The sequence below is a fragment of the Flavobacterium marginilacus genome, from assembly GCF_026870155.1.
Taxonomy (GTDB): domain Bacteria; phylum Bacteroidota; class Bacteroidia; order Flavobacteriales; family Flavobacteriaceae; genus Flavobacterium; species Flavobacterium marginilacus.
The window spans coordinates 2,277,406-2,303,169 of record NZ_CP113975.1; the positions used below are offsets into that span (position 1 = coordinate 2,277,406).

Below are 25,764 nucleotides of genomic sequence, written 5' to 3' on the forward strand. Positions count from 1 at the left end.
GAATTCGGTACAAAGATAAGGATTTATGCATTTTCTGAGCACCAAAATTGAGAGACTAAGATACGCACTGAAGCTAAGAAAATTTAATTACTGGTTAAGAAAAACGGAATTAATAACGGGATTGAAAAATGTCTGCAGTTAATTTGTTCTAAATGTTAATATCCAATAAAATTTACTTTCAAAAGGTCTGACATCTTAGAGATACTTTTGTTAAAATATGCGTTTTAGATCTATAACTGTTTTTGGAACAAATTAAATGTCATATTTTTGTTCTAAATAAAAGAAGAATGAAAAGATTTATAGGAGTTTTATGTTGTGCAATTGCTTTTTCAGCCTGTGATGATGGAGATTTAGTAGTTGATACAATTAATTTTGATGAAATAACAACAAGTACCTGTGCAGAGAATAATTTGCTTTTTAAACTCAAAGGAGCAGAATCTCTGATTTTAAATATTCCCGCAGAAACTTTTAAAGAAGAAGCAACAGAAAAAGATACCCCAATTAAATTAGATGTCAATTCGACAAACCAAGTGGTGTATAGTTTTTATGACGGTAAAGTTGCTGATGGAAATGTATGTGATTTAATTCGTCCCTCAACTCCGAATATAAAAACACAATGGGATGCTTCCTCTGGTGTTATTCAAATTACAACAGAAGCTGTAAAAACATCAAATGTTGCGGATAATAGTTCAAAAATAACAGGTTATAAGCATAATATTGTTTTTAAAAATATCACTTTTGCCAAAGGAGATGGTACCACTCAGTTTTATGAAAGCTTTATTTTTGGAGATTATTTGAAAACGATAACTCCGCTGCCATTAGCTTTTGATAAAAAATTATCTCTTTGTGATAACTATTTGGTTTATGAATTTTATGCGAGTGAATCGTTAACGCTAAAAATTGATCCAAAGTTAATTATTAACGAAGTTACCCCTATAGATAAGCCAAGAACAGGAACTATAGGATTAGTTAATGATAAATTAGTTAATAATAAATTGGTTTACCGTATGTTTAACAGTATTGTGTCTTCCAATTATTTTTGTGGTTCAACAGATCCAACTGTACCAACAGTTAAAGAAGAATGGTTAGGAAAAGAAGGTACTATTGAAGTTACTACTACTACAGCTGGTCCAAATATATTTAAACATACAATTGTCCTGAAAGGCGTAACCCTTGAAAAAGGGAATAGTAATTTCCAATTGGGTGATAACTACAAATATGGAGACTTGGAAACTATTAAACCATAAGTGAAAATATAATTTATAAAAAAACGTCAATGCTAAGAAAGTATTGACGTTTTTTTATGGGATAAAATAAGATCAGTTTATTTGTTTTGTTTAAAATAAACTTCGGTAGCTCCCTGACCGTATTTTTGATAATTGGCATCCTGAAAAACGATATTATCATAACGGCCTAAAAGGAAATCTAATTCGGCTTTGAGGATACCTTCGCCTACGCCGTGTATGAAAACAATTTTCGGTATGCGGTTGCGAATGGCGAATTCAATATGACGCTGGGCAGTTTCTGCTTGTAAAGTCAAAATATCATAATTGGACATACCGCGTTTATTAGGAACCAGTTTTTCGATATGCAGATCAAATTCCGGGACAGGCAGTTCGTTTTTGTCTTTTTTCTCTTTTACAAAACTGCGCGGTTTCGGTATTTCCTTTTCCTTCTTGATTTCATTAATGTTAATGCCTTTGATGCCTTCCATAAGATTGGCAGATTCACCAATTTTGATAAGCTCGCCGGCATTGTAATTCATTACAAAACCATCTGTAGTTTCGATAGTTACTACACCGTCTTTTACTGATAGCACCACGCCGTCAACAGCATCATCCAGCACTGAAACTTTATCTCCTTTATTGAACATCGTCTTCGTTATTATCTTGGTTTTTACTTGGAGTTTTGCTGCTTAAACGCATCATTCCCATCATAAAAATGACAATAGCAATCACCATTACATATATATTTTTATCAGTACTTGTCTGCTCGTAGAGCGCAGTACCAATTGCGAAAGCCATTATCAGAATTACAAATTTTTTCATCATTTCATTTTCAGGCTTCAAAAATACTAAACTTTAGGAGAGTATTGTTTAAAGCTGCTGAGATTTTCAAAATTCACTTTTATGACTTATTATTTTTAATTATTTCTTTTGGTCTGCAAATGTTCTTAGTGCCGATAAATCCTAGCCCTGATAGAAGTGAAAATCCTTTTGTGCCGGTGTTCGGCACAAAAGATTGCAGCGGATAGCAGGATTAAGCTCCTAATTAACTGTTTTATTTATTCCAGTCAATTTTTCTGGAAAAATACATTATAGCTGCCAATATGGAGAATAGACCAATGCTTCCTACCAGTAAAGCGTAATTTTCTAATTGAATAATGACATAAATAAAGGAGTATAACCCAGTGAGAGAAGCGGCGATGAACAGCGGAAATTTGCTTCCTTTCAGAATCGAAACCGAGTACAATGCAATGAGCGTAATGACTGCGACGGCCGCAATCAGATAGGCTTTTGTGAAGCTGCTGTGTTCAGTAATAGAAATAAGCAGGGTGTAAAATAAAATAAGCGCCAGACCTATCATAGAATATTGGAAAATATGAATTTTGATTTTGCTTATCGACTGGATTAGGAAGAAAATCAAGAATGTCAAGCCTATTACCAGAAAACCATATTTGGCTGCTCTTTCGTTCTGCTGGTATTGATTCACCGGAATTACAAAATCGACTCCAAAAGCATAGGTTCCTAAATCGGGCAGATTTTCGAAGAACTGCTGTGAAAATGCTCTGTTGATATGCAGGATTTTCCAGCTGGCAGAAAACCCGCTGGCATCGATTGTTTTTGTTTTATCATCTGGAAGAAAATTACCTGTAAAACTTGGCGATCCCCAGTTGGACAGCATGCTCAGCTGTGTGGTTTTTCCAATAGGAACCATTTTTATCTGCTTGCTTCCGTTGTAAGTGATGTCAAAACCAAAACTTGTTTTGGCTGTTTTCAGAATGCTTTTCAGATCTATAAAACCAGTTTCTAGAGCTTGCGTAGTATCATTTAGATTTGTGCTGTAAACAGGTTCAAAAGTAAATTTGGTGCCGCCAAAATTGATTTTCACTTCGTCTTTGATGCTTTTTAAATTGGTAGTTTTGATTAAAATAGTGGCTTTGTTCCATTGGATAACTTCAGCAGGAATATTTTTACTGCTAAAATCGGGCTGAATGTAATAGCCTTCAAAATTCATTTTGGAACTGTATACAACCGATTCATAATTGTTTCGGTTAAGGACTTTGGTGACTACATTGGATTTGGCTTTTAAATCTTCTGGGAAGAAATAAGCGTATCTGGTGATTGCTTTTCGCTGTTTTAAAGTTTCATTTGTTTTTTGATTGATTGATAAAGTTTCGTCAAATGTGGTGTACGGAACTTTTAGTATTGGTCCGTAGAAGTAAACACTTTCTCCCCATTTGTCATTGATTTCAGTGATAACTTCTTCCTGACGATAAGAACGTTCGATTATCAGGCTTTTGACAAATTCCAGCGGAATGAGCAATACTAAAGTAAGTATACCAATCATAATCATTTTGGCGGTGTTAGATTGAAAAAAAGGGGTTGGTGCGGGGTTTTGATTTTCTGTTGTTTCCATGTTTTTTGGGTTTAGTAATGATTAAAAAATAAAATTGTAATAGAGTATGCTTATTGGAATGTTACATAATAGAATGATTAGTTTTAATGCTAATTTTTTTCTTTCATCCGGTAAAATAATACAGAGAAAAACAAGATATAAGAACATAATAGAATTTATAATTATTGAAAAAAGCACATAATACCAGCCTATTATTAAAATCATTTTTCCATGAGCATCGGACTTAAATAATAGCAGCAATAAGGTTCCTATGAGAAATGATCCAATAGCCAGTTCATTGGAAAATGCCCATCTGTAATAGGATTTTATAAGGTTTGGTCTTTGCATGTTCTTGTTTTTAGGATTAAAAATTATAATAGTCCAAATGAATCAGCAATGATGTAATACAAGAAAACTATTGGAATGTTACTCAATAAAATCGCAATTTTCAGTCCTATGTATTTTCTCTGCTGCGGCATCATGTAAAAATGATAGAGCAGGTGGGTGAGCATTATAATATTGAGAATAGCAGTCAGCATAAAGAATACAAAACCAATTAGCAGTATGAATGTATTGTCAGCAAGGGTTAGAAAAAGTATAAATAAAAGTGTTCCGATTGTAAAACAGCCAAGTGCGAGTTCGGTAGAAGTTCTGCCATCAAAAGGTTCTTTCTGGGTTAAAGTAGTTTCCATAATTTGTTAGTGGTTTATAGCTGAATAGATTTTTCTCAAAGAGTAGAATAAATAGATGTAGACTCCAAAATAAAAGGAGAACAGTAATGCATGTACAGATAATAATGAGGCTAGCGTATCCTGAAATAATTTTATAGGACTGCTCAAAATGTCCCAGCTGTTGTACCGCAGTATTCTTCCGAGATAAATTCCAATGCCGCATAAAAAACAGATGACAGGCGTTAATAAATTGATAATTAAAGAAGAAGTATAAGTTTTTATGATGTTTTCGAACTCTATCAGTGAAATAATGCCCAGCGTAAATCCAATCAGGGCATATGAGCTTATGACAACCAAATCGAACCAGAACAAATGGTTTTCAGATTGTGACAGGTGAATCAGATCGGTAAGAATGTAAAACGAATTTGGCAGAAAAAGGAGCCAGAGAAATAGCAGTGTAAATGTCTTAATTCTGCTTTTCTGAAAACTAATCTGGGTTTTCAGACAGCTGATGAAAAGATAGGGAATGAAGGCCAGAAACAGATTCCAAACTAAAAAAAAGAGATAAACTGTATTGGTCAATTTGGCGCGAACAACGAGTAAAATCAAGCAGTAAGCAGTAAATAAGAATAAAACGCTGTTGATTTTTCGGTTGCTGTTGAATAGGTTGATGATGAGCTTCATAATTTAAATGTTAAAGGTTTGCTGAATAGTTTTAATTGGAATCAGGAGCATTTTTGAAAAATCCAAAGAGTAGAAGTGATGTGCTGTTTTACCTTTATGAAATTCCTTGAAAAAATATTTAATATGCATAGGGTAGAAGAGTGTGCCGACAGTTATGACTATATACAAATACAGGCTTTTTTTACCATTACCCATTAGATAATACTGCATTCCGATTTCTTCCCGCACACTTACGCCAGTGCTGGTGAGTACATGAATGATATCATGATCTTCTAGTTTGGGCTGGATCTCAAAATTGTTTTTCTGTAAAAACTGGCCTAGATGAAAACCTAATGTTTCCTCAGGATATGTACGTAGATCTTGTTTGTGAATCTTCCAGGCAGTTTTGTTTTTGAAGAATCGCTGATATGGTTTTTTACTCCATTCGTACATTTTTTCGATGAATTTGTCTTTCATTTTTATTAATTAAAAGTACTTTGAATTTCAAAGTTTAAGGTTAAAAAAAAGAGTTAGCGTTTCTGTATTAATTTTTCCAGGGCGCTGATATGATCTTGAAATGCTTTTCGCCCCTCTTTGGTTGCTCTATAGCTGGTATTTGGTTTTTTACCGATGAATTGTTTCTCAATGGCAATGTAATTTTCTTGTTCTAGTGCTTTGGTATGGCTCGCTAAGTTACCATCGGTTACGCCCAATAATTCTTTCAAAGTACTAAAATCGGCCGATTCATTGACCATCAGAATAGACATGATGCCTAGTCTGATGCGATGGTCAAAAGCTTTATTGATATTTTGAATAATATTTTTCAAATCTTAGTAAGTGTCTATTATTGTGGTTACTATTTTGGATTGTTCCAAGTCTGACGGTGCGACAACATTTTCTTCAAGCGGAATTTTAGTTCCATATCTTTCGGACAGTATTGTCTGAGCACGGCTGTCTTTCAGGTTAAAATCTTTCAGTTTCTGCAATGGACATAATTCAATTCCAGCTCCGTTTTTGTAAATTTTCCAAATTAATTCAGAGCAGTATATTTTATCATCAGACCATTCAAAATACAAATCATAGTCTTTGTTATTTAGTGTTTCTCCATAGGCTTTCATCTTTTGCAGTGTCTCCGCATTGAGTAGCACTGATGCATTTTTTAAGCGGGTTACCACAAAATGATTATCTTTACCATGTGTTATCCAAGTTTCCAGCGGTGTATATTTTACAGGCTGTACAGCTTCCAATACATATTTTTTTCCTTTTTCAATAAAAATAATACCGCAGTGAGAGAACTTAGAATTAGTTGCAATTCGAACCGCTTCGCACTGTTTGGATTGTGAAGTCTGAAAAATCATATCGCCGTCCTGAATTTTATTTAAAATAATATCATGACGCAGGCCAAAAAGAATATTACCAAACATAGAATTGGCAATAAACAAAGCACAGCCAAAACTCATCAGAAAGGTAATAACCGCAAAAAGATACTTTGTTTTTTTCATTGTCATTTCTATGGATTTTTATTTGGTTAAATTTAAGCCTTTTTAATTTCGGTCGTACTTAAAGTGCATCATGCTTCCATAAATAATATGGCATACTCCAAACCCTAATGCCCAAAATTCCAATGCATATCCCGAAAATTCGGTTGCCAAAAGTCCCAGGATTATAATGGTAATACCAAGATAACGAACATCTCTTAAAGTATATTTACTTGCATTTACACAGGCTAGTCCATAAAAAATAAGAGTTACAGGAGCTATTAAACCGTAGCTTCCGTTCCGCAGTAATAAGAGTCCAAAAATCCCTCCGGTAACCAGCGGAATCAAAAAGTTTGTCAGCATTCTTTTGGATGAAGAATTCCATACGGTTTCACCGCCTTTTTTTGCTTTATTTATAGTAAGCAGCAGTGCTGTTCCAACAGACAAAAATAAAACGATGAAAGCGGTCAGCAGTATCAGTTTAAATGTATTGCTTTCCAATGTAATGACACTGCTGTCGTTATTCTGGATTAATTCGTGACCAATATAGGCGCCTATCAAAGCGTATACACCAGCTAAAATTCCTGACAAACCACTCAAAGAGATAAATTGTGTGGATTTGTTCATCATATTTTTGATGTCACTGATGTCTTGTAAATATTTTTCTTCCATTTTTAAAGTACTTTGAAAAACAAAGTTAATTATAATATTTGAGAAATTGAATATTTTTTTTATTAATTTTAATATATGAAGATAACCGATGAATATATCTACCGGCAGCCCGAAAAGTATCAAGTGATATTACTGCATTTAATCAGTGTTTTCGAGCAGGAAATTCCTGAACTCAAACTGCTTTTTAAATGGGGGATACCTTATTTCTATTATAATAAAAAGCCATTTTGTTATTTGGCTCCCAATCACAGAAAAGGTTTTGTAGACGCTGGTTTTTCTAGAGGCTTCCAATTAAAAGGCAATCAGGAAAGTCTAGTTGGCGAGAAACGGAATACCGTTAAGTCTCTTAGATATTATGACTTAGAAACGATAGATAATGCAGTCCTGATTGAAGTGATTCGGGAAGCTGTGTTATTATATGCCTAAATAAATCATTTATTGGTCTCAAACAGAGTTTAAAACTATGCACTTTCAGTGTATCTCGCTTTAGCTTCTAAAAAAGTTTTTGCCACAGATTCACAGATTTTAAAATCATTTTTTATCTGTAATCTGTGGCAAAATTTCATCAATTAGAATCAATGTACAGGAATGACTGGATTCCAGCCATTTAATACATACGAAGGTTTTCTGTAGTTATTAATAAGTTCAGCATCTTTTTCCATAGTCAGCTGTTTGGATGCTGGATGTCTTTTGCTCAAATCGGCAGCTTTACCGGTTTCAAGATCAGTAGTGTTATATTCCCAATATTTGATATTATCTGCCTGATCTGTTACAGTTCCCCATCCTGACGGGCGAAGGCCTTCTGCTTTGCAGTCAATAAGGACTGCTTCGGCAAAAGGATATTTTATGCCATGATTATCGGGAGCTCTTGCAATATCAGTTTCAGCATCGCCAATGGATCTTATGATGCAGTTTACTAATACATTCCCGTGATTTTTATCTGTATTTCGCACCCACATATGAGGACCGGAATAAGAGACAAACTCGCAGCGGTTAAAGAAAACGGCTCCATATCCCAATACATTGTCGCCATGCCCCAGTATTTTCGAATTGTTTACATACACACGCCCGGTCGCCTGCAGGGCATCGCCGCTTCCTTCAATAGAGACGTTGTCAATAATCATTTTATCACCTACAGTCAATAAAGCTTCAGCCTGCGCGGGTTTTTCTCCTATGGACTGAATTGTTAGATTAGCAACGGTAATTTCCGAAGAACGGTGTACAGCCATTACAGCCCTAATATTATGAACATCTTTATTTAAATTGGGATCGGGACTCATTTCACGAAAATTAAATACACCATTGTTAGCATATCGTATAATTGTACTATTTCGGTCTTCGCCAATGAAGGAAACTGCTTTTCGATTTGGACAGTTTATAATTTCATTGTAAATTCCTTTTTTGATCAAAATGGTAACGGGCTGGCTGTTATTTTCAGGAATAAAATCAACTGCGCCCTGAACTGTTGTGAAATCGCCTTTTCCATCTGCGGATACAATTATTTTCTTACTGTTTTTTGAAGGAGCAGTTTTTTTGGTCTGGAACTGCCATTGGTTTTTATTTATTTCAAAAGTCTGTCCATTGGCAAAATTAAAAACGTCTCTGTCGATAACAATATAATAGGTTTTATTGTAAGCCAAACGGCTGCTGTGAGGATAGATAAAAGCTGTGCTGCCATCAATCAGTACCGGATAAAAATGATAAGCGTCAATTGGTTTAGTGCCGCCTATATAATTAATCTGGTATTTGTGTGCAGTATTTAAATCTTCTTTATGCACTGTATAAATGCTGTCCGGTATGTAATTGTATATGAATTTGTCATAGGGTGCGGGAGTACGGGTGTTTTTGGGCCCCGGAGCAACGGATAAGTCCAATTCATCTGCCAATGTATTATTGGAAGCATTATAAATACGTATTTTTCCTTTGTTGTGCAGATTTGGAACAGCATTAAAAATCAGCTTAAAACAGGTATCTGGATTTACATTTTTTGCTCCGCTGAGAGGGAAATGTACTATTTTATTATTGAATGTCTGTGCATTTGCTGATTGTATGCAGATGATTATAAAGAAATAAAATAACAAACGGGCAATTCTGAAAATTTGATTCTTTACTGCGATATTTTTCATAGCTGTTACTTTAGTTTGTTGTGCTATAAGTGATTTTAGTTGTTAACATATTGAAAATTAAGAATAAAATAGCATTAATCAAATTTGCTGACAGCTTAAAACAGAAAAATCTCCCGGAGGAGATTTAATTGTTGCTTGATAAGAATTTTTTATAATCTAAAGATACCTCCAAAAGAGACTATTGTTTCTCCGTACCAAAAATGATGCTGTGCATGATCATCAGTATAAGTAGTTCTTACATCGGTCATATTGATATAACCGCCTTTTATTTCGGTTTGTGCGTAAAAATGCTTGAAGAAAGTGAAATTTAAACCTGCATCAGCAGAAAAACCATATCCGGAAATATGAAACTCGTCATGTCTTTGTTTTTCTAAAACGGTAGCATCGGTTCTTGGAACCAATAATCCCATTCCGACTCCCTGAGTGAAATTCAGCTGGAAAATATCAGTGTTTCTAATGCCGAAAATGGAAGAGATATCTGTGTAATAAGCTGTTTCAGCAAAGACATAATTTAATCCGTTTGTATGTTCAAATTTCAAAAATTTTCCATCGGTCAGATCGATAGGTTTGTTGTTGTAAGATCCGTTAAATACAGAACCAGTTTCACCAGAAGGTAAATTAATGTTTCCATTAATCATTGCTGTCTGATTTTGGGTCATCACATATTTCATGTGGTCAATCCCAATAGAAACATTGAATTTATCGCGAAAGAAATATCCAACTTTCCAGTTGGTCTGCGATGAAGTTAAACTTCCAGGTTTGATATAGTCAATATTCCATCCTTTAGGTAAATCATGCGACTGCGCATTTTCTACAGTAAAATTATATCCTTCACCTTCAAAATGAATATCTGAAGTAGTGTAATAAGCTCTATTTCCTCCCCAGTGCGCAAAGAATTTCCCTTTGTTGTGTGCAGTGTATAATTCTGTACTTGGAGCATTGTTTTGAGCAAAAACATTAACAGTAAAGAAAAAAACTAAAAAAGCAGTATGTGAAATTTTTGTTTTCAATGTCTTTAAATTTGATTAATAATTTTTATTAAAGCAACTAAAATTTATCTTATACTAAAAAATCTCCCGAAGGAGATTTTGATTTTATATGAGAATGTTTTACAGTCTAAAAATACCTCCAACAGCAATAATTCTTTGAAAAAAGAAGAAATCTTGTGAAGCTTTATCATCACTGCTGGCTGTTGTTTTAATATCCTGCATGTTGATGTAACCCGTTTTTAGCTCCCCTTGGATATAGAAATACTTGAAAAACGTAAAGTTAATCCCCGCTTTTGCAGATAAACCATATCCAGAAATGTGAAAATCATCATGACGAGGCATTCCTAACACAGTAGCATTTGTTTTTGGATATAAAAGTCCGGCTCCTAAACCTTCAGTTAAATTAATCTGAACTTTATCTGTATTTGGTAACCTAAATAATTTCGAAATATCATCATGTCTGGAAACTTCTGTATTTATATAGTTCAAACCATCTGTGTGTTCGTACATTAAAAAAGCAGTACCATTTGGCTGAGCAATATTTTTCTCGTAACCACCTTCCTGAGCATTACCTTGAGACATATCTACAGGAGTATTATCATAAACTCCGTTGTAAATAGATCCAGATTGATCAGCAGGTAAATTAATATAACCAGTAACATTAGCTGTTTGAGCTTGGCTCATAACATATTTCATGTGATCCCAGCCAATAGCAACACTGTAATGGTCGTTAATGAAATATCCCATTCTAAAGTTAGTTTGCGGAATTGTCATGTTAGCAGGATTTATGTAATCAACATGCCAGCCTTTTGGTTTGTCATGAGCTACCATATTATCAACTGTGAAGTTGTAATCTTTTCCTCTGAAGTTCACATCAGATTCAGTATAACTCTCCCTGTTGCCTCCCCATGAAATAAAGAATTTTCCTTTATTGTGTGCAGTATATCTTTCCTTTTTTATAAAGTCATTCTGGGCGAATGTATTAAATGATATAAATAAAATTAAGAACGAAGTTTGTAAAAATGTTTTCAATGTATTGGTATTCTAAGTTAAAATTAAAATTGATTAATGGTTTTTCTGATGGCAACCAATTTATTCATAAGCGGTTCAAAGTAATCTAAGTGAAGCATATTTGCACCGTCACTTTTGGCATTGGCAGGATCAAAATGGGTTTCGATAAAAATACCGTCTACGCCAACTGCGATACCAGCCTTTGCAACGGTTTCAATCATATCTGGTCTTCCGCCGGTAACTCCAGCCGTTTGATTAGGCTGCTGTAACGAATGCGTAACATCCAAAACGGTAGTTGCATATTGCTGCATCGTTGGGATACCGCGGTAGTCAACAATCATATCCTGGTAACCAAACATAGTTCCTCGGTCTGTAACCATTACATTTTGATTGTTGCAGTCCAATACTTTTTGAACAGCATGTTTCATGCTTTCTGGACTCATGAATTGCCCTTTTTTTAAGTTCACCACTTTTCCCGTTGCAGCAGCTGCAACAACTAAATCCGTTTGACGGACAAGGAATGCCGGAATCTGCAGAACATCTACATAGGCAGCAGCCATAGCTGCATCTTCATTAGTGTGAATATCGGTTACAGTTGGCACACCAAATGTTTTTGATACTTTTTCAAGTATTTTTAATGCTTTTTCATCACCAATTCCAGAAAAGCTGTCAATTCTTGAACGGTTTGCTTTTTTAAAAGATCCCTTGAAAACATAAGGAATTTGTAATTTATCAGTAATGTCAACTAATCGCTCTGCGATTCTCATTGCCATTTCTTCGCCTTCAATTGCACATGGGCCGGCAAGTAAAAAGAAGTTACCGCTCTCAGTATGCTTTATTTGAGGTATATTTTGTATGTTCATATTGTGTTTTTTTGAAAGTGCAAAGGTAGCTTGATTTTGCGGTTTCCGAATTAGATTTCGCAATTATTTTTACAAGTGCCAAAGCAGATATTTGGAGCTATTTCAGTCATATATTGCATCTTTTATCTTGACTGGCGCTTCAAAAAAAATAAATTATAATTTTTTCAGGCCAAGACCAGCAGGAACCATAAGCTGTCCTCTTTCGTAAATGTTTAAATATAAAATAATTGGAGTTTTCAAACCTTCCCATTTTAATTGGTAAACATCTAGAAATCCAGCCCCTGTGTCAGTGTTTTTGGAAGGAAACGGACAGCAGTTTTCTAGTTTTGTATATGTGATTTTTTCTCCTTTTGGACCAGCCAAAGCATTCAGGAAATATTTTTGGTTAATGGTGTCATTCTTGGTGTCTCTATAAAAGATATTAATCGGGTAATCTTTATCATAACCATATTTTTTGTCTTTGCTGTAAGCTGTAATTACAAAAGCATCGTTTTTAACAACTGGAACAGGTGCGCTGTTATCTACATTTTTTATAGAAGATTTAATGCTTCCGCAAGAAGTAATAATGAGTAGTAAAGCAATAAGAAGAACAGTTTTTTTCATATTTTTGAAGTTAATTGTTTTTTAATTTAAAAGGATTCAATTATGATTTCAAAATTAGTCAAATTGTAATTATCATTTGATTCAATAAGGAATTTTATGATGGTTATTATTTTTATAAATGTAACATTTTTTGCATAAAGACAGCTTTGTCCTGTTTATATTTGCTAAAAAGAAACGCTATGAATATTATTTTTCAAACATGGCCTTGGTATATTTCGGGCTTTTTAATCGGAATGGTGATGCTTTCGCTTATCTATTTCGGAAAGAATTTTGGTATGTCTACCAATCTTCAGTCGTTGTGTTCTATGACTGGACTAGGAAAACGTATTGCTTATTTTAATTTTGACTGGAAAGCAAACAGATGGAATTATGTTGTAGTTCTGGGTGCTATGGCAGGAGGTTTTGCTGCAGTGCATTTTATGAGTGATCCTTCGAATGTTGCCATTAATCCGCAGACGATTACGCAGCTTCAGGCAATGGGAATTGATGCTCCCAATGGAAAACTAATGCCGGAAGCCTTATTTGGAGATCAAATCTGGCAGTCGCCTAAAAGTATACTGATACTTCTTGGCGGCGGAATTTTAATTGGTTTTGGAACCCGTTATGCCGGCGGATGCACATCTGGTCATGCAATTTCCGGATTGAGTAATCTGCAGCTGCCTTCTTTGAAAGCTGTAATTGGTTTTTTTATAGGCGGATTGATTATGGCTCATTTTTTATTACCCTTATTATTTTAGATTATGAAAGTATTAAAATATTTTTTGGTTGGTTTTGTTTTTGGAATTGTACTTACCAAGTCAGAAGCGGTTTCCTGGTATCGTATTTACGAAATGTTTCAGTTTCAATCCTTTCACATGTATGGAATCATTGGAGCTGCTGTTGCGACTGGAATTTTAGGCATTCAGATCATAAAAAGAAAAGGTATAAGGGATATCAAAGGCCTGCCTATTGAAATTCAGGAAAAAGAAAAAGGAACTGCCCGATATTTAATTGGAGGAATTTCCTTTGGGCTGGGCTGGGCATTGGTAGGTTCGTGTCCAGGGCCAATTTTTATATTGATAGGGGCGGGGTTTTTACCAGTAATTATTGTGCTCATTGGAGCATTGATAGGAACAGTTATTTATGGTGCTTTAAAAAGTAAACTTCCTCATTAAATAGTTAAGCTTAAACTTTAGGTTTGTGTTTTTAAGTAATTGTAAATCATTATAATTAATAAATTTTAATATTTAGTAATCATTCTGATTTTTTTGCTTCCAAATTTTATTATTTATGACTATCCTTAACTAATGCCAAACAGATCGAATTAGCTACAAATTAAAAAAATTTACACAGATTTTTAAAAAAAACAGTAATGAAACCTGTGTAATCAGAGGCAAAAAAAATACATGGTATTATTTGCGGGCAGTCATAATTATTATTTATAAAATAATCCAATTTTAATCTCTCTCCAATGGAAGGGTTGGGGAGAGGTAAAAAAAATGCCTATCCAAGATTGTACTTCTTGAATAGGCAGGAAAAACTCCTTTTTGGAATGGACTGTAACTTAGATTATTTCAGCACTTAAACCTGCTTCTAATAATCCAGTGCATTGTATTTTTAATTTGTCGTATTCACCGGTTTTTACAGTACATTTTCCATTGAAATGAATTATTAGTGAACATTGCTCTGCCTGTATAGGAGTGTGGCCGCAAATACGAATTAAGGTATCAATAACATGGTCAAAAGTATTTACATCGTCATTATATACTATGATTTCATTGTTCATAGAAATATCTTCCTTCTCCCTTCGTTTTTCTTTTACTTTTTCTATTGTACTCATTTTTTTTAGTTTTTTGTACGCCGTTAATTTAAAGAATTGTACTAATTTACGTATTTTAATGACACCCAGTTATTTTTTTGGAACTTTTTTATATACGTCAGCCCTTTTTCTGTGCAGGAAGCATCGATATAAGGAATGTCTTCTTCGTAGAAACCGCTGAATAATATAGTTCCTTTTGGGTTTAAACAGTCTACATAGCTCTGCATGTCGTTCAGCAAAATATTTCTGTTGATGTTGGCTATGATTAAATCGTATTTTTTGTCTTTTAGAAGTGAAGCATCACCTTCATAAACGGTTATGTGCCTGCAATTATTGCGTTCGGCATTTTCTATAGAATTTAAATAACACCAGTTGTCAATATCGATAGCATCAATTGGCTGTGCACCTTTCATTTCGGCAAGTATTGCTAAAATAGCTGTTCCGCAGCCCATGTCTAATGTTTTCATTCCTTTAACATCTATTTCTAACAAATGCTGAATCATCATGTGAGTTGTTTCATGATGGCCGGTTCCAAAACTCATTTTGGGTTCAATTACAATGTTAAATTCAGCATCAGTTTTCGGGTGAAAAGGTGCTCGCACATGACAGTTTCCTTCTACATCAATTGGTTCAAAGTTTTTTTCCCATTCTTCGTTCCAGTTTATCTGCTCGATTTCTTCATAACTGTAATCAATTTTAAATTCTTCTGAATGTAATATCTGAACGCCTTCCAGAATCATTTCATCCCAAAGATCTTTTTGTACGAAAGCTGAAATTCCTGTCTCAGTTTCGGTAAAGCTTTCAAATGCTTTTTCTCCTAATTCTGCAATCAATATTTCAGATCCCGGTTCTTTTGGTTCAATGCTAAAATGATACCCAATATAAATGTTTGACATGTTTATTTTTTTTGCAAATATAAGCATATAAGACGCATTACTTTTTTGAAATTTAAAATATTTTAATGTGCTGTCTATTGGCATTATGTCTAAACTAAACCACTATGGACTGAAAGTCTATAGATTTGGTTAGGCAGACTGAAAAGTCTGCATGGTTGGATTGCGAAAATTGATGAAATTTTGTCACTGATTCATTCACAGATAAAAAATGATTTTAAAATCTGTGAATCTATGGCAAAAACTTTTTTAGAAGCTAAAGCGGGATCCACTGAAAGTGCATAGTTTTAAACTCTATTTGAGACCAATAAATAATCTTCTTTTTCAACTCTTATATCTTTTTTGCTGTATAATCTGGAATATTATTTTGTAAATGAATTGATTGAGTTTTTTATTGATTAAAGGAAAGTGGAAATAAAACTTTTTTAGCAGAAATTATACTTTTTTTGAATGATATAAAATATGATTTTTATCATGTTTTTTAAAATATAAATAACTGAAATACAGTTAATTAACTCTTTAAAATTGATGTTTTTATTTTGATTTTTTTTATCTTTGTAATACTGTTTTAGGAAAGTTTTAAACAGTGTTATTCTAATAATCAAATTAATAAATCTATTATGAAAAAAGTTTTTATTTATACCGCAGCACTACTGTTTTTTGTTGTATTTGGGCATGCACAGGATATAAAACAAGTAAAGGAGGCTATCGATGCAGAACAATATGAAAAGGCAAAAAATATTTTAGAAACCCTTACGGCAGCTAAACCCGCAGATGGTTATGCAAAATTTCTTTTGGGGAATGTTTATCTGTTAATAGGTGATCAGGAAACGGCCAAAAAACATTTTGATGCTGGAATTGCATATTCATCCAAAGGAAATTTCAATTATATTGGATTGGGTAATATCGCATTGGATAAAGGTGATAATGCCGAAGCTGAAAAGTATTTTGCATTAGCAGTTAAAAATACCGGCAAAAGAGATTTAGAAGAAAAAGTATTTATTGGTAAAGCCTATACTTTTTCTGATCATCCGGATTATAAAAAAGCGATTGAGATTTTAAGTAAGTCAAGAGAAATTGATCCTGCTAATACTGCTGTTTTATTGGCCTTGGGAGATGCTTATAAAATTGATAAAAAGCAAAATGAAGCTTACGAATGTTATCGTGAGGCTTTTCGATTGGATAATACTTTGCTGAGAGCAAAAATGGGATTGGGTACATTAATCAAAAATGCCCATAATTTTCCGATTGCTTTAACCTCTTTTGATGAAGTAATTGCTATGAATCCAAATTACGGTCCAGTTTATCGCGAGCTTGCCGAGACACAATATCTTTGGGCGTTAAACGATGCTAGGAAATATGAAGAGCATATCTCAAAAGGTTTGGCATTTTATGAAAAATATATGTCTTTAACGGACTACTCTTTGGATTCCCGTATGCGTCATGCTGATTTTTTAATTCTTGCAACCGATTATAAATCACTTGAAAAAGAAGCGAATGAAATGAGTAAATTGGATAATGTAAATCCAAGAATATATCGTTATTTAGGCTATTCTGCTTACTATAATAATAATTTTGATACGGCTATAAGTTCTTTATTGTCTTTTGTTTCAAATGCTTCAAACCGTGTTATCGGCAGAGATTATTTTTATATTGGCGCTGCAAAATTAAGTAAAGGATTGAATGCGGTTCCAGTTGATAATACATTAATCAGCGACGGAATTTCAGATTTTAAAAAATCATTTGAAATGAGCCCGGCTGTAGCAGCAGAACTTCCCGATCAGGCCAAAAAACTATATGAGAAAAAATTATATGCCGATGCGGCATCTGTTTATGAAATCGCGATTGGCAACACGGAAACAAAATCCTATTTAATGGATAATTTCTTTTTTGCATCATCAGTTTATTGGTCTTATTATAATGCTGAGAATTTAACTGCACAGCAAACCGATCTGCTGAAAAAGTCAGATGCTTCTTTGGATATCATTATTCAGTCATCACCATCAACTCAGGATGCTTATCTTTTTAAAGCCAGAATACAGGTCTTACTTAAAAACGATGTTCTTGTGGCAAAAAACTACGAAGATTTTATAGCTGCTGCTAAAAAGAAAAGCGTTGAAGAGTTGAGTTCCAAAGGAATGAAATCTAAATTAATAGAAGCTTATAATAATTTGGGAGTTATTTATGCTGCGAATGATAAAGTAAAAGCAAAAGATACTTTCAATAAAACATTAGGAATTGATCCAGCCAATCAATATGCAGCAGATCAATTAAAATCGTTACAATAGAGGTTGTTTATTTGATTATTGAAAAGCCAGCGGTATTCCTGCCGCTGGTTTTATGTTCTAAAATTTTAAAAAAATATATAGAACATAAAAAAAGGAGCTGTTTCAAATTGAATTGAACAGCTCCTTTTGTATTTGAATAATTGAACTTTTAGAAGTTAAATTATTTAAGGATTTTAGATTGATGTTACAATAGAAATAAAATCTTTTGCATTAAGTGCAGCACCGCCAATAAGTCCTCCGTCTACGTCTGGTTTAGAGAAGATTTCTTTGGCATTATCTGGTTTTACGCTTCCTCCGTAAAGGATCGTTAAGTCTTCGGCGATATCGCTTCCAAAAGCTTTACGAACAGTTTCTCTGATGAATTCGTGCATTTCCTGTGCTTGCTCAGGTGAAGCAGTTTCTCCGGTTCCAATAGCCCAAACTGGCTCATAAGCCAAAACGATTTTTTCCCAGTCTTTTGCTTCAATGTGGAATAAGCCGTCTTTTAATTGGTTTTCAACAATGTTGAAATGATTTCCAGACTGACGGTCTTTTAATTCTTCACCGAAACAGAAAATTACTGTCAAATCATGTTTCAATGCTGTATTTACTTTGCTAGCGATAATAGCATCAGTTTCATTAAAAATAGCTCTGCGCTCTGAGTGGCCTAAAATTACGTTGCTTACACCAACGCTTTTAATCATATCAGCAGATATTTCACCTGTAAAAGCACCGCTTTCTGCTTGGTGTAAATTTTGTGCAGCAACTGCTATATTTGAATGTGTTAAGTTTTCTACGGCTGAAGCCAAGTTTATAAATGTTGGAGCAACAATTACCTGTGCAGCAGTTTCAGCTGGAATTTGAGTTAGTAACTCGTTTAATAGTTCTTTTGTTTGTGCAGCATTTTTATGCATTTTCCAGTTTCCTGCAACAATCTTCTTTCTCATTTTTGTAGTATTTATAGTTTTGTGTAATTAATATATGCTGCAGTTTTTTATTGCAGTTTTTTTAGTGTTTCATCAATTTGTGCAAAATCGGTTTCTATAGCACGGTATACAGCGATTTTTCCTTTTTTATCTATAATGATATATCTAGGAATCCAATCTAAGTCTATTGCTGTGCCAAAAGCACCTTTCATTCCGTCGTTTGCCATAAAATGCAATCCTTTTAATTCATGTTTTTCGATGCCCAGTTTCCACTTTTCAGCAGTTTTGTCCATAGAAATAAATACATACGAAACTTTTGGATTAGCAGCTTGAAGTTCTTTTAATTTTGGCATTGCTTTTACACAATCACCACACCAGGAAGCCCAAACTTCTATTACAGTAGTTTTTCCTTTTTGTTTTTTTAAAATATCTTGAAATTTAACCTGTTTATCATTTGAATCTAATAAGGTTTCAGAAAGTGCTTTTTCAGAGAATTCTGTTTTCTGAATTTTTTGGGCTTGAGTACAGGAGAATGTTACAAAAGAAATAATTAAAAGAGCAATTTTTTTCATTTAAATTAAGTTTTTACAAAGTTAACCAAAGAATTGTAAATTAAGTAAGCAGATTTTATAATTTTAAAATAAAAAACCTCAAAAAAGGTCACAATATCGTTATAGTTAATATTTTTTTCCTGTGCTTGATTTTAATTGATAACGGCATTTTAAAAAAAAGCCCTGCAGGAAAATAATATTTCTGCAAGGCTGATTTTTATAGTTAAAGATGAAATTTAGAAAACTAAATCATCGGTATCATTATAATGTACTTTTTGTTTTACAGTTCCTTTTTCAAGAATTACAAAACTTGGATTAGCTCTTTCAATTGTTTTCAGCGGAATGGCATCACAGAAATAAAAATCGAAAGTGATTCCGTATTGTTTTTTGATTTCTGCAATCTTTTCCGGAGATGAAGCAGTCATGCCGATCACTTTATAACCTTTTGCGGAAGCATTTTTATTAATCAGCTCCATTTTGGCAAGACCGTCAGCATTGGCAAGGGCTAGATCATAAGCAACTATCATTAGCAGTTTTGGCTCCTGAAGCAGTTCTTCTTTATAATCAGATCCGTCTTTTTCCATTGCAAAATCGTGGATAGGAGGAACGTAGCCTTCAGTAATAACTTTATCTTTTCGGTCTACAAAAGTCGCTCCAGCTGGAATATTCGATAAATCTTTCTCTGTGAATTCTTTGTCAACACCATTTACTTTGTAGATAAAAATCATTTCAACAACTGATTTTGGCGCACCTTCAGGAATTTCCATTCCTTTTTGGATGTTATTTCCAACTTTGTATGGACGAAAATCTTTTAAAGGCAAATGATTGATTACCCAATACCCCATGAATGCACAGAGTAAAACCGAAAGTACTGCTAAGCTATTTTGGATTTTATCAGAAAATAGAGACTTTATCAATTTCATATTAATAAACAGAATCAATATAAAAAATAATAAAACAACGTCTTTTGTAAAAGACTGCCAAGGTGTAAGGTGCAGTGCATCGCCAAAACAGCCACAGTCTTTGACCACATCAAAGTAAGCAGAGTAAAAGGTAAGAAAAGTAAATTTGATGATTAAAAGCAGTAAAAGCCAAATCGTCAGTTTTGATTTGAAACCAATTAGCAGCATTACGCCTAAAACTACTTCCAGAATTACAATAAACAAAGCAATTGCCAAAGAAAAAGGCACAAAAACAGGCATATTGAAAACCGGTTCGCTAAAGTATTCGGTCAGTTTGTAGGAGAAACCAACAGGGTCATTTAGTTTAATCAATCCTGAGATTATAAACAATACTCCGACAAAAATCCGGGAGAATTGGGTGATGATGTTTTTCATTTTAAGTTTGTTTTAGTTTGGGGTATTGTACAGAGATATTTTTAATCTATTTTTTCATTAAAATCAAAGCAAAAACCGAATAATTAATCATGTCCTGATAATTAGCATCGATTCCTTCAGATACGATTGTTTTTCCTTTATTGTCTTCGATTTGTTTAACACGAAGCAGTTTTTGCAGAATCAGATCGGTAAGCGAACTTACGCGCATTTCACGCCAGGCTTCTCCATAATCGTGGTTTTTGTTTTCCATTAATTCTTTGGTCAAAGCTACTTTGGCATCATATAATTTTGTTGCTTTTTCGGTTTCCAAATCAGGCTGATCGACCACCCCTAATTCCAGCTGAATTAAAGCCATAATCGAATAATTGATAATACCTATGAATTCTCCGCTTTCATCTTCGTCAATTTTTCGAATCTCATTTTCCTGTAAACTTCGTATTCTTTGTGCTTTGATGAAGATTTGATCAGTTAGAGAAGGAAGTCTCAAAATACGCCAGGCACTGCCGTAATCTTTCATTTTATTGATAAAAAGTGTGCGGCAGATAGTGATTACGCCATCATATTCTTGTGAAGTTTTCGTCATTATTGGTGTATATTTGTATAAAATTGCCTCAAAAATAAGAATAAATTTCGATTGAAGATTGCTGATTAACGATTTTTGACTGCAGAATGACAAATGATTTCGGAAAATTTTTGATTGAAATTGTCATTGATTTTTGAAATTGCTTACCAATTGTAAAAACTAATAAAGAATGAACTGTAAAGGCCGGCTTATCGATTTATCTGCTCCAAAAGTGATGGGTATTTTGAATATAACTCCAAATTCTTTTTTTGATGGAGGAAAATATAAAAATGAAGAAGAACTGCTTAAACGAGTAGATAAAATGCTCAGTGAAGGCGCTTCATTTATTGATGTCGGTGCTTATTCGAGCAAGCCGAATGCAGAATTTGTTTCGGAAGAAGAAGAAATTTTAAGAATAATCCCTGTTGTGAATCTGCTGCAGAAACATTTTCCGGAAATTATTTTGTCAATTGATACTTTCAGGGCTGGAGTAGCAAAGGTATGTATCGAGAGCGGCGCTGCAATTATCAACGATATTTCGGCAGGATTGCTGGATGACAAAATGCTCGAAACCATTTCAGAATATCAGGTTCCGTATATCATGATGCACATGAAAGGAACACCGCAGACGATGCAGACTTTTACTCAATATGAAGATATTATCAAGGAAATGCTGTTTTATTTTTCGGAACGTATTGCTGCCGCAAGGGCTTTAGGAATTAATGATTTAATTTTGGATCCCGGCTTTGGCTTTGCCAAAACATTGGAACAAAATTATGATGTGATGAAAAAAATGGAATTGTTTCAAATGCTTGAACTGCCTTTGTTAGCAGGGGTTTCCAGAAAATCTATGATTTATAAAGAGCTAGACACAAATGCCGAAATGGCTTTGAACGGCACGACTGTTTTGAATACAGTTGCTTTGATAAAAGGAGCAAAGGTATTGAGAGTTCATGATGTGAAAGAAGCAATGGAATGTATAAGATTATATAGTAAATTAAGTTAAAAATGATGAAGTATATATTAGCAATAGCCGCGCTGCTGTTTTTTTCTTGTGGCAATAAAGAAGATATTCTGCTTCCAAAGGTTGATCGGACCATTGTAAAAGAAGTAGTGGATTTGTCTCCAATTTACATTTTTTTCAGAGTAAAGGATAGAGATACTTTAGCCGAAGTAAATAGAAATAACAGCATTAGTACAACAAATTGGATTTTGAATATTGACAAACGCCTGCCATTGCGACTGGTAATTCCTGAAGTAATAAAACTGCAGGCAAAAAAAAGCGGAGATGGTGCCCACAAAAATATAGCTGCCCAAAACTATTATTCGTATGCTGATTCTATTGGTAAAAATTTAGCTTTTCTGCCTTTTACGATGATACATTATAAAATGGAGAAACCATTAAAAGGCATAGTAGTTTTTTTCTCTAAAGATGGAAAGATAAAAGTAAACAATGAATTGGTTTCTAAAAATGAATTGCAAAACGTCATCAATAATTTTAATGATGGGCTGCAGAAAATAAGATATTGTTTTGATAAAAACAGCAGTTATGGGAGTTATATTCAGAATAAAATTTTTATTAGGACAATTGAGCTGAAAAATGTAATTTCTGAAGAATGTGTTTATTAATTTGATTTCTTTATTGTTTTAAATAACAAAAGTCTTTCTGTTTTGAATAGAAAGACTTTTTTTTAAAGTTTTAGAATTAATATCCTCCGCCGCCACCTCCGCCTGAAGTTCCTGCTTTGATCAGTGTGCCGCTGATTTCACCCGTTGGAAAAGCATCAGTATGCAGGTTTACATAGTAATGATTGGCCATCAGTTCTGCAATTTGGGCATCATTTATATCAAATGTCAGTTTTATTGGAGAGGCAGCAACAACTGCATCGGAGAAAGGAAAAACTATAGCGCCGTCTGCAGCGTGGATATGGCCATGCTTAGGTGTTATTCCTGTAAAAGTTACAGTAATTTCAAATGTCTTAGCTGTCTGGTTGAATTTAAGCTCAGCATTTCCTGATGCCATTGAGCCTGTACCAGATACTGGAGTTAGTGCAGCATTGAAAGTTACAATAACAGGAGTCGGAGTCGGAGTTGGGGAGTCGTCACTGCTGGAACAAGAAATTCCAGTAAAAAGCAATAGCAAAATTGCTGTAAAACCAAGTAAAGATTTCATAATTATGTATTTTTTAGGGTTAAAAAAAGGTTGAAAAAATACAATTATTAAATTTTATTAAGATTTAATAAAAATATAATAAATTTACGATTTATATTTTTAATTAAATCTCTTTTTGGTGTAAAATATTGATTATGAAACTTGTATTTTTATTAGTCAAAAAATAATGTGAATCCAAGGCTGATGCAGTATTACCATTTTGAATAAATAAGCGACAAATATGAGTTTTACTGATGATGGTAAGGCTCATTTCTCAAAATGGTAAAGCCTCTGTACAATTGTTCAATAAAAAATAAACGTACCATCTGATGAGAGAAAGTCATCAGCGAAAGCGATATTTTTCCATTTGCTTTTGCATAAACCGTATCCGAAAAACCATAAGGTCCGCCAATTACAAAAACCAGTGTTTTGATACCAGAATTCATTTTTTTCTGTAATTCGGCTGAAAAGGCTACACTGTTAAAGGTTTTTCCGTTTTCGTCAAGCAAAATAAGCTGATCTGTCGGAGTTATTTTGGATAAAATGAGTTCACCTTCTTTTTCTTTCTGCTGGCTTTCAGATAGATTTTTAACGTTTTTGATATCGGGAATAATCTCTAAATCAAACTTGATGTAGAAAGACAGTCTTTTGGTATAATCATCAATTAACGTCTGCAATGATTTATTGTCGGTCTTGCCTATAGCTATTAGTCTGATGTTCATATTTGATGTTTGAAAAGGCGAAGTTACAAAAAAGCAGTTTGTGTTTAGATTTATGAAAAATTCTTCTCAGTAATACTTTTGATGTTTTCTATAGTGGTTTAATTCAATTTTAAAGCTGCATTTTGCGCTTTCAGAACTTTTTATTACCGAAAACCAGTTCTAATTCGTAAGAAAAATATTTATTTTTAAAATAATTTTATTAATTTTTTATATAATCTAGTAAGTCCATAGGATTATTATTAAATTTATAAAAAAATGCGCGAAATGTATTTAATTTCTATGGTTTTAGTCGAATATTAAATGATTTTGGCAGCAAATTGCTTTTATATGCTATAATGCTAATTTGGAAATGATGCTTTTTTGATACTAAAGCAATGAATTTGAATGATTGAAGAGGTTATCGAGAAGCTCTGTGATGCATATAGTATTGGAGTTTTTTCTATTTTTGCCAAAAAAAAATTTCAATTTTATGGATTTTCAGATAGGTTTAATTATTGCCGGATTAGTTGTAGGTTTTATTGTGGGTATGACAGGAGTAGGGGGAGGGTCCTTGATGACACCTATTTTATTGTATTTTAACATACCGCCGTCTACAGCGGTTGGAACTGACTTATTATATGCTGCGATTACTAAATCTGGAGGAGTTTTGGTTCATAACAAAAAAAAGAATATCAATTGGACTATTACTGGCTGGCTTTCTCTTGGAAGTGTGCCTGCAGCCTTAATTACATTATGGATTTTGCACAGTCTGCATGCTGATACGACAGCTTTAAATAATATTATAAAATACAGTTTGGGATGGGCTTTGGTCTTTACTTCGGTAGCGATTTTGTTCAAAAAGAAACTTTTGGTTTTATCTCAAAAACATGCCGGAGATAAATTTCATAGCGAGAGCAGAACACAAAATTTATTGACTATTGCAATTGGTGTCTTATTGGGAGCAACTGTAACGCTGACTTCTATTGGTGCGGGAGCATTAGGAACGGTTACATTGTTTTTCTTATACCCGCTTTTGCCAACACCTCGTTTGGTTGGTACCGAAATTGCTCATGCAGTGCCTTTGACTCTTGTAGCAGGATTGGGACATGCCTCAATGGGTAATTTAGATTTGGCATTGCTTGGCCAATTATTGATGGGATCACTTCCTGGAATTTATGTTGGAAGTATGTTAAGCGGAAAAATGCCGGATTTATTGTTAAGAAATGCGATTGCAGTTATGCTGTTTTTTGTTGGATTTAAGCTGATCAGCTAGTAGTTTTTTAAGAGTTTATATATTTTTATAGAGCAGTAACATTGGACTTTTGTCTAAGGTTACTGCTCTTCATTTTATATTAGCTTTTTTAGGCAAACACTGGTTTCTACATTTTCATATTGGCCGTAATTGGGGATAATTTCGTAACCCGATCTGCGGTACAAAGCAATTGCTTTTGGATTGTTTGCTCCAGTTTCGAGAACACAGCTGGAGTAATTATTTTCACCTGCCCAAAGTTCCAGTTCTTTCAAAACAGCACTCGCAATTCCTTTACCCCGAAAATCAGGATGGACAAACATCCTTTTTATTTCGACAGTATCAGCATCAAATTCTTTGAAAGCGCCACAGCCAGCCGCTTCGTTATCCTCATAGCAGACCACGACATTTTTGATATTATCCAGTTTGTCAAACTGGGCATAAAAAGAATGGTCTTCGCCGTCTAATTCAGCCAAAACCTGGTCAAGTAAAACTACAAGTTTTCGAAAGTCTTTGTTTTCGGCTGTTGTTCTTATTGTGTTGGGCATGGTTTGTTTATTGTTGTTGTAAAGATAAAAATATTTGATTTCTTTTTTTGTTTTTTGCGAACCCGAGCAGTGAGTTTTGAAAAGTT

General features: G+C 33.8%; 31 protein-coding genes. 8 read left to right on the forward strand and 23 right to left on the reverse strand.

Annotated features, from left to right (window positions below):
• Nucleotides 1–287: 287 nt before the first annotated feature.
• Complete coding sequence (locus OZP07_RS09790; protein ID WP_281638213.1) at nt 288–1,247, forward strand: hypothetical protein; 960 nt, start codon at nt 288–290, stop codon at nt 1,245–1,247.
• Between the two features lie 77 nt (nt 1,248–1,324).
• Here the strand turns inward: OZP07_RS09790 and OZP07_RS09795 are convergent, their stop codons facing one another.
• From OZP07_RS09795 to OZP07_RS09835, 9 genes are all read right to left on the reverse strand, one after another.
• Entirely contained in the window at nt 1,325–1,873 is a 549-nt protein-coding gene (locus OZP07_RS09795) for a DUF8465 domain-containing protein (protein WP_281638214.1), read from the reverse strand.
• Entirely contained in the window at nt 1,863–2,051 is a 189-nt protein-coding gene (locus tag OZP07_RS09800) for a hypothetical protein (RefSeq protein WP_349293661.1), read from the reverse strand. The genes OZP07_RS09795 and OZP07_RS09800 overlap by 11 nt, the downstream gene beginning before the upstream one ends.
• Nucleotides 2,052–2,280: 229 nt before the next feature.
• Nucleotides 2,281–3,639 carry a cell envelope integrity protein CreD gene (gene creD / locus OZP07_RS09805; RefSeq protein ID WP_281638215.1) on the reverse strand — a complete coding sequence of 453 codons (1,359 nt, stop codon included), beginning with the start codon at nt 3,637–3,639 and terminating at the stop codon, nt 2,281–2,283.
• 350 nt (nt 3,640–3,989) lie between these two features.
• Nucleotides 3,990–4,310, reverse strand: coding sequence for a hypothetical protein (locus OZP07_RS09810; RefSeq protein WP_281638216.1), 321 nt, complete (start codon nt 4,308–4,310; stop codon nt 3,990–3,992).
• Nucleotides 4,311–4,316: 6 nt separating this feature from the next.
• A complete protein-coding gene (locus tag OZP07_RS09815) occupies nt 4,317–4,973 on the reverse strand; it encodes a DUF1361 domain-containing protein (RefSeq protein WP_281638217.1) in 657 nt (218 codons plus the stop codon).
• Between the two features lie 3 nt (nt 4,974–4,976).
• Nucleotides 4,977–5,429, reverse strand: coding sequence for a hypothetical protein (locus OZP07_RS09820; RefSeq protein WP_194643859.1), 453 nt, complete (start codon nt 5,427–5,429; stop codon nt 4,977–4,979).
• A gap of 53 nt (nt 5,430–5,482) precedes the next feature.
• The gene (locus OZP07_RS09825) at nt 5,483–5,779 is read right to left on the reverse strand and encodes a winged helix-turn-helix domain-containing protein (RefSeq protein WP_194643861.1); all 297 of its coding nucleotides are present in this window, start codon (nt 5,777–5,779) and stop codon (nt 5,483–5,485) included.
• Between the two features lie 3 nt (nt 5,780–5,782).
• Complete coding sequence (locus OZP07_RS09830) at nt 5,783–6,460, reverse strand: YiiX family permuted papain-like enzyme (RefSeq protein ID WP_281638218.1); 678 nt, start codon at nt 6,458–6,460, stop codon at nt 5,783–5,785.
• Between the two features lie 36 nt (nt 6,461–6,496).
• Entirely contained in the window at nt 6,497–7,102 is a 606-nt protein-coding gene (locus tag OZP07_RS09835) for a hypothetical protein (protein ID WP_194643863.1), read from the reverse strand.
• 75 nt (nt 7,103–7,177) lie between these two features.
• Here OZP07_RS09835 and OZP07_RS09840 point away from each other — a divergent pair, with 75 nt between their 5' ends.
• Nucleotides 7,178–7,528, forward strand: coding sequence for a DUF1801 domain-containing protein (locus OZP07_RS09840; RefSeq protein WP_281638219.1), 351 nt, complete (start codon nt 7,178–7,180; stop codon nt 7,526–7,528).
• A 149-nt stretch (nt 7,529–7,677) separates the two neighbouring features.
• Here OZP07_RS09840 and OZP07_RS09845 read toward each other — a convergent pair whose 3' ends face one another.
• From OZP07_RS09845 to OZP07_RS09865, 5 genes are all read right to left on the reverse strand, one after another.
• Nucleotides 7,678–9,228, reverse strand: a complete 1,551-nt coding sequence (locus OZP07_RS09845) for a pectinesterase family protein (protein ID WP_281638220.1) — start codon at nt 9,226–9,228, stop codon at nt 7,678–7,680.
• A 149-nt stretch (nt 9,229–9,377) separates the two neighbouring features.
• Nucleotides 9,378–10,238, reverse strand: a complete 861-nt coding sequence (locus OZP07_RS09850; RefSeq protein WP_281638221.1) for a hypothetical protein — start codon at nt 10,236–10,238, stop codon at nt 9,378–9,380.
• A 99-nt stretch (nt 10,239–10,337) separates the two neighbouring features.
• Nucleotides 10,338–11,249 carry a hypothetical protein gene (locus tag OZP07_RS09855; RefSeq protein WP_281638222.1) on the reverse strand — a complete coding sequence of 304 codons (912 nt, stop codon included), beginning with the start codon at nt 11,247–11,249 and terminating at the stop codon, nt 10,338–10,340.
• A gap of 23 nt (nt 11,250–11,272) precedes the next feature.
• The gene (kdsA, locus tag OZP07_RS09860; protein WP_194644195.1) at nt 11,273–12,091 is read right to left on the reverse strand and encodes a 3-deoxy-8-phosphooctulonate synthase; all 819 of its coding nucleotides are present in this window, start codon (nt 12,089–12,091) and stop codon (nt 11,273–11,275) included.
• A gap of 153 nt (nt 12,092–12,244) precedes the next feature.
• Complete coding sequence (locus tag OZP07_RS09865; protein WP_194644197.1) at nt 12,245–12,694, reverse strand: 2-dehydro-3-deoxyphosphooctonate aldolase; 450 nt, start codon at nt 12,692–12,694, stop codon at nt 12,245–12,247.
• Between the two features lie 179 nt (nt 12,695–12,873).
• On the opposite strand from OZP07_RS09865, the gene OZP07_RS09870 reads away from it, so the two are divergent.
• Nucleotides 12,874–13,431, forward strand: coding sequence for a YeeE/YedE family protein (locus tag OZP07_RS09870; RefSeq protein WP_194644199.1), 558 nt, complete (start codon nt 12,874–12,876; stop codon nt 13,429–13,431).
• A 3-nt stretch (nt 13,432–13,434) separates the two neighbouring features.
• Nucleotides 13,435–13,848 carry a DUF6691 family protein gene (locus OZP07_RS09875; protein ID WP_281638223.1) on the forward strand — a complete coding sequence of 138 codons (414 nt, stop codon included), beginning with the start codon at nt 13,435–13,437 and terminating at the stop codon, nt 13,846–13,848.
• Between the two features lie 389 nt (nt 13,849–14,237).
• Here the strand turns inward: OZP07_RS09875 and OZP07_RS09880 are convergent, their stop codons facing one another.
• Nucleotides 14,238–14,513, reverse strand: a complete 276-nt coding sequence (locus OZP07_RS09880; protein ID WP_281638224.1) for an ATP-dependent Clp protease adaptor ClpS — start codon at nt 14,511–14,513, stop codon at nt 14,238–14,240.
• A 41-nt stretch (nt 14,514–14,554) separates the two neighbouring features.
• Nucleotides 14,555–15,388 (reverse strand): 50S ribosomal protein L11 methyltransferase, encoded by an 834-nt coding sequence (gene prmA, locus OZP07_RS09885; protein ID WP_281638225.1) that lies wholly within the window; start codon nt 15,386–15,388, stop codon nt 14,555–14,557.
• A 617-nt stretch (nt 15,389–16,005) separates the two neighbouring features.
• On the opposite strand from prmA, the gene OZP07_RS09890 reads away from it, so the two are divergent.
• A complete protein-coding gene (locus tag OZP07_RS09890) occupies nt 16,006–17,673 on the forward strand; it encodes a tetratricopeptide repeat protein (protein ID WP_281638226.1) in 1,668 nt (555 codons plus the stop codon).
• Nucleotides 17,674–17,846: 173 nt separating this feature from the next.
• Here OZP07_RS09890 and tpiA read toward each other — a convergent pair whose 3' ends face one another.
• From tpiA to OZP07_RS09910, 4 genes are all read right to left on the reverse strand, one after another.
• On the reverse strand, nt 17,847–18,599 hold the full coding sequence (gene tpiA / locus OZP07_RS09895; protein ID WP_194641941.1) for a triose-phosphate isomerase: 753 nt from the start codon (nt 18,597–18,599) through the stop codon (nt 17,847–17,849).
• 47 nt (nt 18,600–18,646) lie between these two features.
• Nucleotides 18,647–19,150: a TlpA family protein disulfide reductase gene (locus tag OZP07_RS09900; protein ID WP_281638227.1), complete on the reverse strand. Its 504-nt coding sequence runs from the start codon at nt 19,148–19,150 to the stop codon at nt 18,647–18,649.
• 215 nt (nt 19,151–19,365) lie between these two features.
• Nucleotides 19,366–20,466, reverse strand: coding sequence for a BT_3928 family protein (locus OZP07_RS09905; protein ID WP_281638228.1), 1,101 nt, complete (start codon nt 20,464–20,466; stop codon nt 19,366–19,368).
• Between the two features lie 46 nt (nt 20,467–20,512).
• On the reverse strand, nt 20,513–21,049 hold the full coding sequence (locus tag OZP07_RS09910; RefSeq protein WP_281638229.1) for a DUF1599 domain-containing protein: 537 nt from the start codon (nt 21,047–21,049) through the stop codon (nt 20,513–20,515).
• A gap of 169 nt (nt 21,050–21,218) precedes the next feature.
• Here OZP07_RS09910 and folP point away from each other — a divergent pair, with 169 nt between their 5' ends.
• Together folP and OZP07_RS09920 are read left to right on the forward strand one after the other, a co-directional pair.
• Nucleotides 21,219–22,034 carry a dihydropteroate synthase gene (folP, locus tag OZP07_RS09915; RefSeq protein ID WP_281638230.1) on the forward strand — a complete coding sequence of 272 codons (816 nt, stop codon included), beginning with the start codon at nt 21,219–21,221 and terminating at the stop codon, nt 22,032–22,034.
• A 2-nt stretch (nt 22,035–22,036) separates the two neighbouring features.
• Nucleotides 22,037–22,657 (forward strand): hypothetical protein, encoded by a 621-nt coding sequence (locus tag OZP07_RS09920; RefSeq protein WP_281638231.1) that lies wholly within the window; start codon nt 22,037–22,039, stop codon nt 22,655–22,657.
• A gap of 76 nt (nt 22,658–22,733) precedes the next feature.
• On the opposite strand, the gene OZP07_RS09925 is transcribed toward OZP07_RS09920, so the two are convergent.
• Together OZP07_RS09925 and rlmH are read right to left on the reverse strand one after the other, a co-directional pair.
• Entirely contained in the window at nt 22,734–23,201 is a 468-nt protein-coding gene (locus OZP07_RS09925; protein ID WP_194641945.1) for a CHRD domain-containing protein, read from the reverse strand.
• A 227-nt stretch (nt 23,202–23,428) separates the two neighbouring features.
• On the reverse strand, nt 23,429–23,902 hold the full coding sequence (gene rlmH, locus OZP07_RS09930) for a 23S rRNA (pseudouridine(1915)-N(3))-methyltransferase RlmH (protein WP_194641946.1): 474 nt from the start codon (nt 23,900–23,902) through the stop codon (nt 23,429–23,431).
• 469 nt (nt 23,903–24,371) lie between these two features.
• Between rlmH and OZP07_RS09935 the strand changes: the two genes are divergently transcribed.
• Nucleotides 24,372–25,154: a sulfite exporter TauE/SafE family protein gene (locus OZP07_RS09935; protein WP_194641947.1), complete on the forward strand. Its 783-nt coding sequence runs from the start codon at nt 24,372–24,374 to the stop codon at nt 25,152–25,154.
• A gap of 74 nt (nt 25,155–25,228) precedes the next feature.
• Here the strand turns inward: OZP07_RS09935 and OZP07_RS09940 are convergent, their stop codons facing one another.
• Nucleotides 25,229–25,678 (reverse strand): GNAT family N-acetyltransferase, encoded by a 450-nt coding sequence (locus OZP07_RS09940; RefSeq protein ID WP_281638232.1) that lies wholly within the window; start codon nt 25,676–25,678, stop codon nt 25,229–25,231.
• Nucleotides 25,679–25,764: the final 86 nt, after the last annotated feature.

Excerpts from the sequence above, each read along its gene's own strand:
- OZP07_RS09790 (WP_281638213.1), top strand. The coding sequence starts at position 288 with ATGAAAAGATTTATAGGAGTTTTATGTTGTGCAATTGCTTTTTCAGCC.
- OZP07_RS09795 (WP_281638214.1), bottom strand. The coding sequence starts at position 1,873 with ATGTTCAATAAAGGAGATAAAGTTTCAGTGCTGGATGATGCTGTTGAC.
- OZP07_RS09800 (WP_349293661.1), bottom strand. The coding sequence starts at position 2,051 with ATGATGAAAAAATTTGTAATTCTGATAATGGCTTTCGCAATTGGTACT.
- creD (WP_281638215.1), bottom strand. The coding sequence starts at position 3,639 with ATGGAAACAACAGAAAATCAAAACCCCGCACCAACCCCTTTTTTTCAA.
- OZP07_RS09810 (WP_281638216.1), bottom strand. The coding sequence starts at position 4,310 with ATGGAAACTACTTTAACCCAGAAAGAACCTTTTGATGGCAGAACTTCT.
- OZP07_RS09815 (WP_281638217.1), bottom strand. The coding sequence starts at position 4,973 with ATGAAGCTCATCATCAACCTATTCAACAGCAACCGAAAAATCAACAGC.
- OZP07_RS09820 (WP_194643859.1), bottom strand. The coding sequence starts at position 5,429 with ATGAAAGACAAATTCATCGAAAAAATGTACGAATGGAGTAAAAAACCA.
- OZP07_RS09830 (WP_281638218.1), bottom strand. The coding sequence starts at position 6,460 with ATGACAATGAAAAAAACAAAGTATCTTTTTGCGGTTATTACCTTTCTG.
- OZP07_RS09835 (WP_194643863.1), bottom strand. The coding sequence starts at position 7,102 with ATGGAAGAAAAATATTTACAAGACATCAGTGACATCAAAAATATGATG.
- OZP07_RS09840 (WP_281638219.1), top strand. The coding sequence starts at position 7,178 with ATGAAGATAACCGATGAATATATCTACCGGCAGCCCGAAAAGTATCAA.
- OZP07_RS09845 (WP_281638220.1), bottom strand. The coding sequence starts at position 9,228 with ATGAAAAATATCGCAGTAAAGAATCAAATTTTCAGAATTGCCCGTTTG.
- kdsA (WP_194644195.1), bottom strand. The coding sequence starts at position 12,091 with ATGAACATACAAAATATACCTCAAATAAAGCATACTGAGAGCGGTAAC.
- OZP07_RS09865 (WP_194644197.1), bottom strand. The coding sequence starts at position 12,694 with ATGAAAAAAACTGTTCTTCTTATTGCTTTACTACTCATTATTACTTCT.
- OZP07_RS09870 (WP_194644199.1), top strand. The coding sequence starts at position 12,874 with ATGAATATTATTTTTCAAACATGGCCTTGGTATATTTCGGGCTTTTTA.
- OZP07_RS09875 (WP_281638223.1), top strand. The coding sequence starts at position 13,435 with ATGAAAGTATTAAAATATTTTTTGGTTGGTTTTGTTTTTGGAATTGTA.
- OZP07_RS09880 (WP_281638224.1), bottom strand. The coding sequence starts at position 14,513 with ATGAGTACAATAGAAAAAGTAAAAGAAAAACGAAGGGAGAAGGAAGAT.
- prmA (WP_281638225.1), bottom strand. The coding sequence starts at position 15,388 with ATGTCAAACATTTATATTGGGTATCATTTTAGCATTGAACCAAAAGAA.
- OZP07_RS09890 (WP_281638226.1), top strand. The coding sequence starts at position 16,006 with ATGAAAAAAGTTTTTATTTATACCGCAGCACTACTGTTTTTTGTTGTA.
- tpiA (WP_194641941.1), bottom strand. The coding sequence starts at position 18,599 with ATGAGAAAGAAGATTGTTGCAGGAAACTGGAAAATGCATAAAAATGCT.
- OZP07_RS09900 (WP_281638227.1), bottom strand. The coding sequence starts at position 19,150 with ATGAAAAAAATTGCTCTTTTAATTATTTCTTTTGTAACATTCTCCTGT.
- OZP07_RS09905 (WP_281638228.1), bottom strand. The coding sequence starts at position 20,466 with ATGAAAAACATCATCACCCAATTCTCCCGGATTTTTGTCGGAGTATTG.
- OZP07_RS09910 (WP_281638229.1), bottom strand. The coding sequence starts at position 21,049 with ATGACGAAAACTTCACAAGAATATGATGGCGTAATCACTATCTGCCGC.
- folP (WP_281638230.1), top strand. The coding sequence starts at position 21,219 with ATGAACTGTAAAGGCCGGCTTATCGATTTATCTGCTCCAAAAGTGATG.
- OZP07_RS09920 (WP_281638231.1), top strand. The coding sequence starts at position 22,037 with ATGATGAAGTATATATTAGCAATAGCCGCGCTGCTGTTTTTTTCTTGT.
- OZP07_RS09925 (WP_194641945.1), bottom strand. The coding sequence starts at position 23,201 with ATGAAATCTTTACTTGGTTTTACAGCAATTTTGCTATTGCTTTTTACT.
- rlmH (WP_194641946.1), bottom strand. The coding sequence starts at position 23,902 with ATGAACATCAGACTAATAGCTATAGGCAAGACCGACAATAAATCATTG.
- OZP07_RS09935 (WP_194641947.1), top strand. The coding sequence starts at position 24,372 with ATGGATTTTCAGATAGGTTTAATTATTGCCGGATTAGTTGTAGGTTTT.
- OZP07_RS09940 (WP_281638232.1), bottom strand. The coding sequence starts at position 25,678 with ATGCCCAACACAATAAGAACAACAGCCGAAAACAAAGACTTTCGAAAA.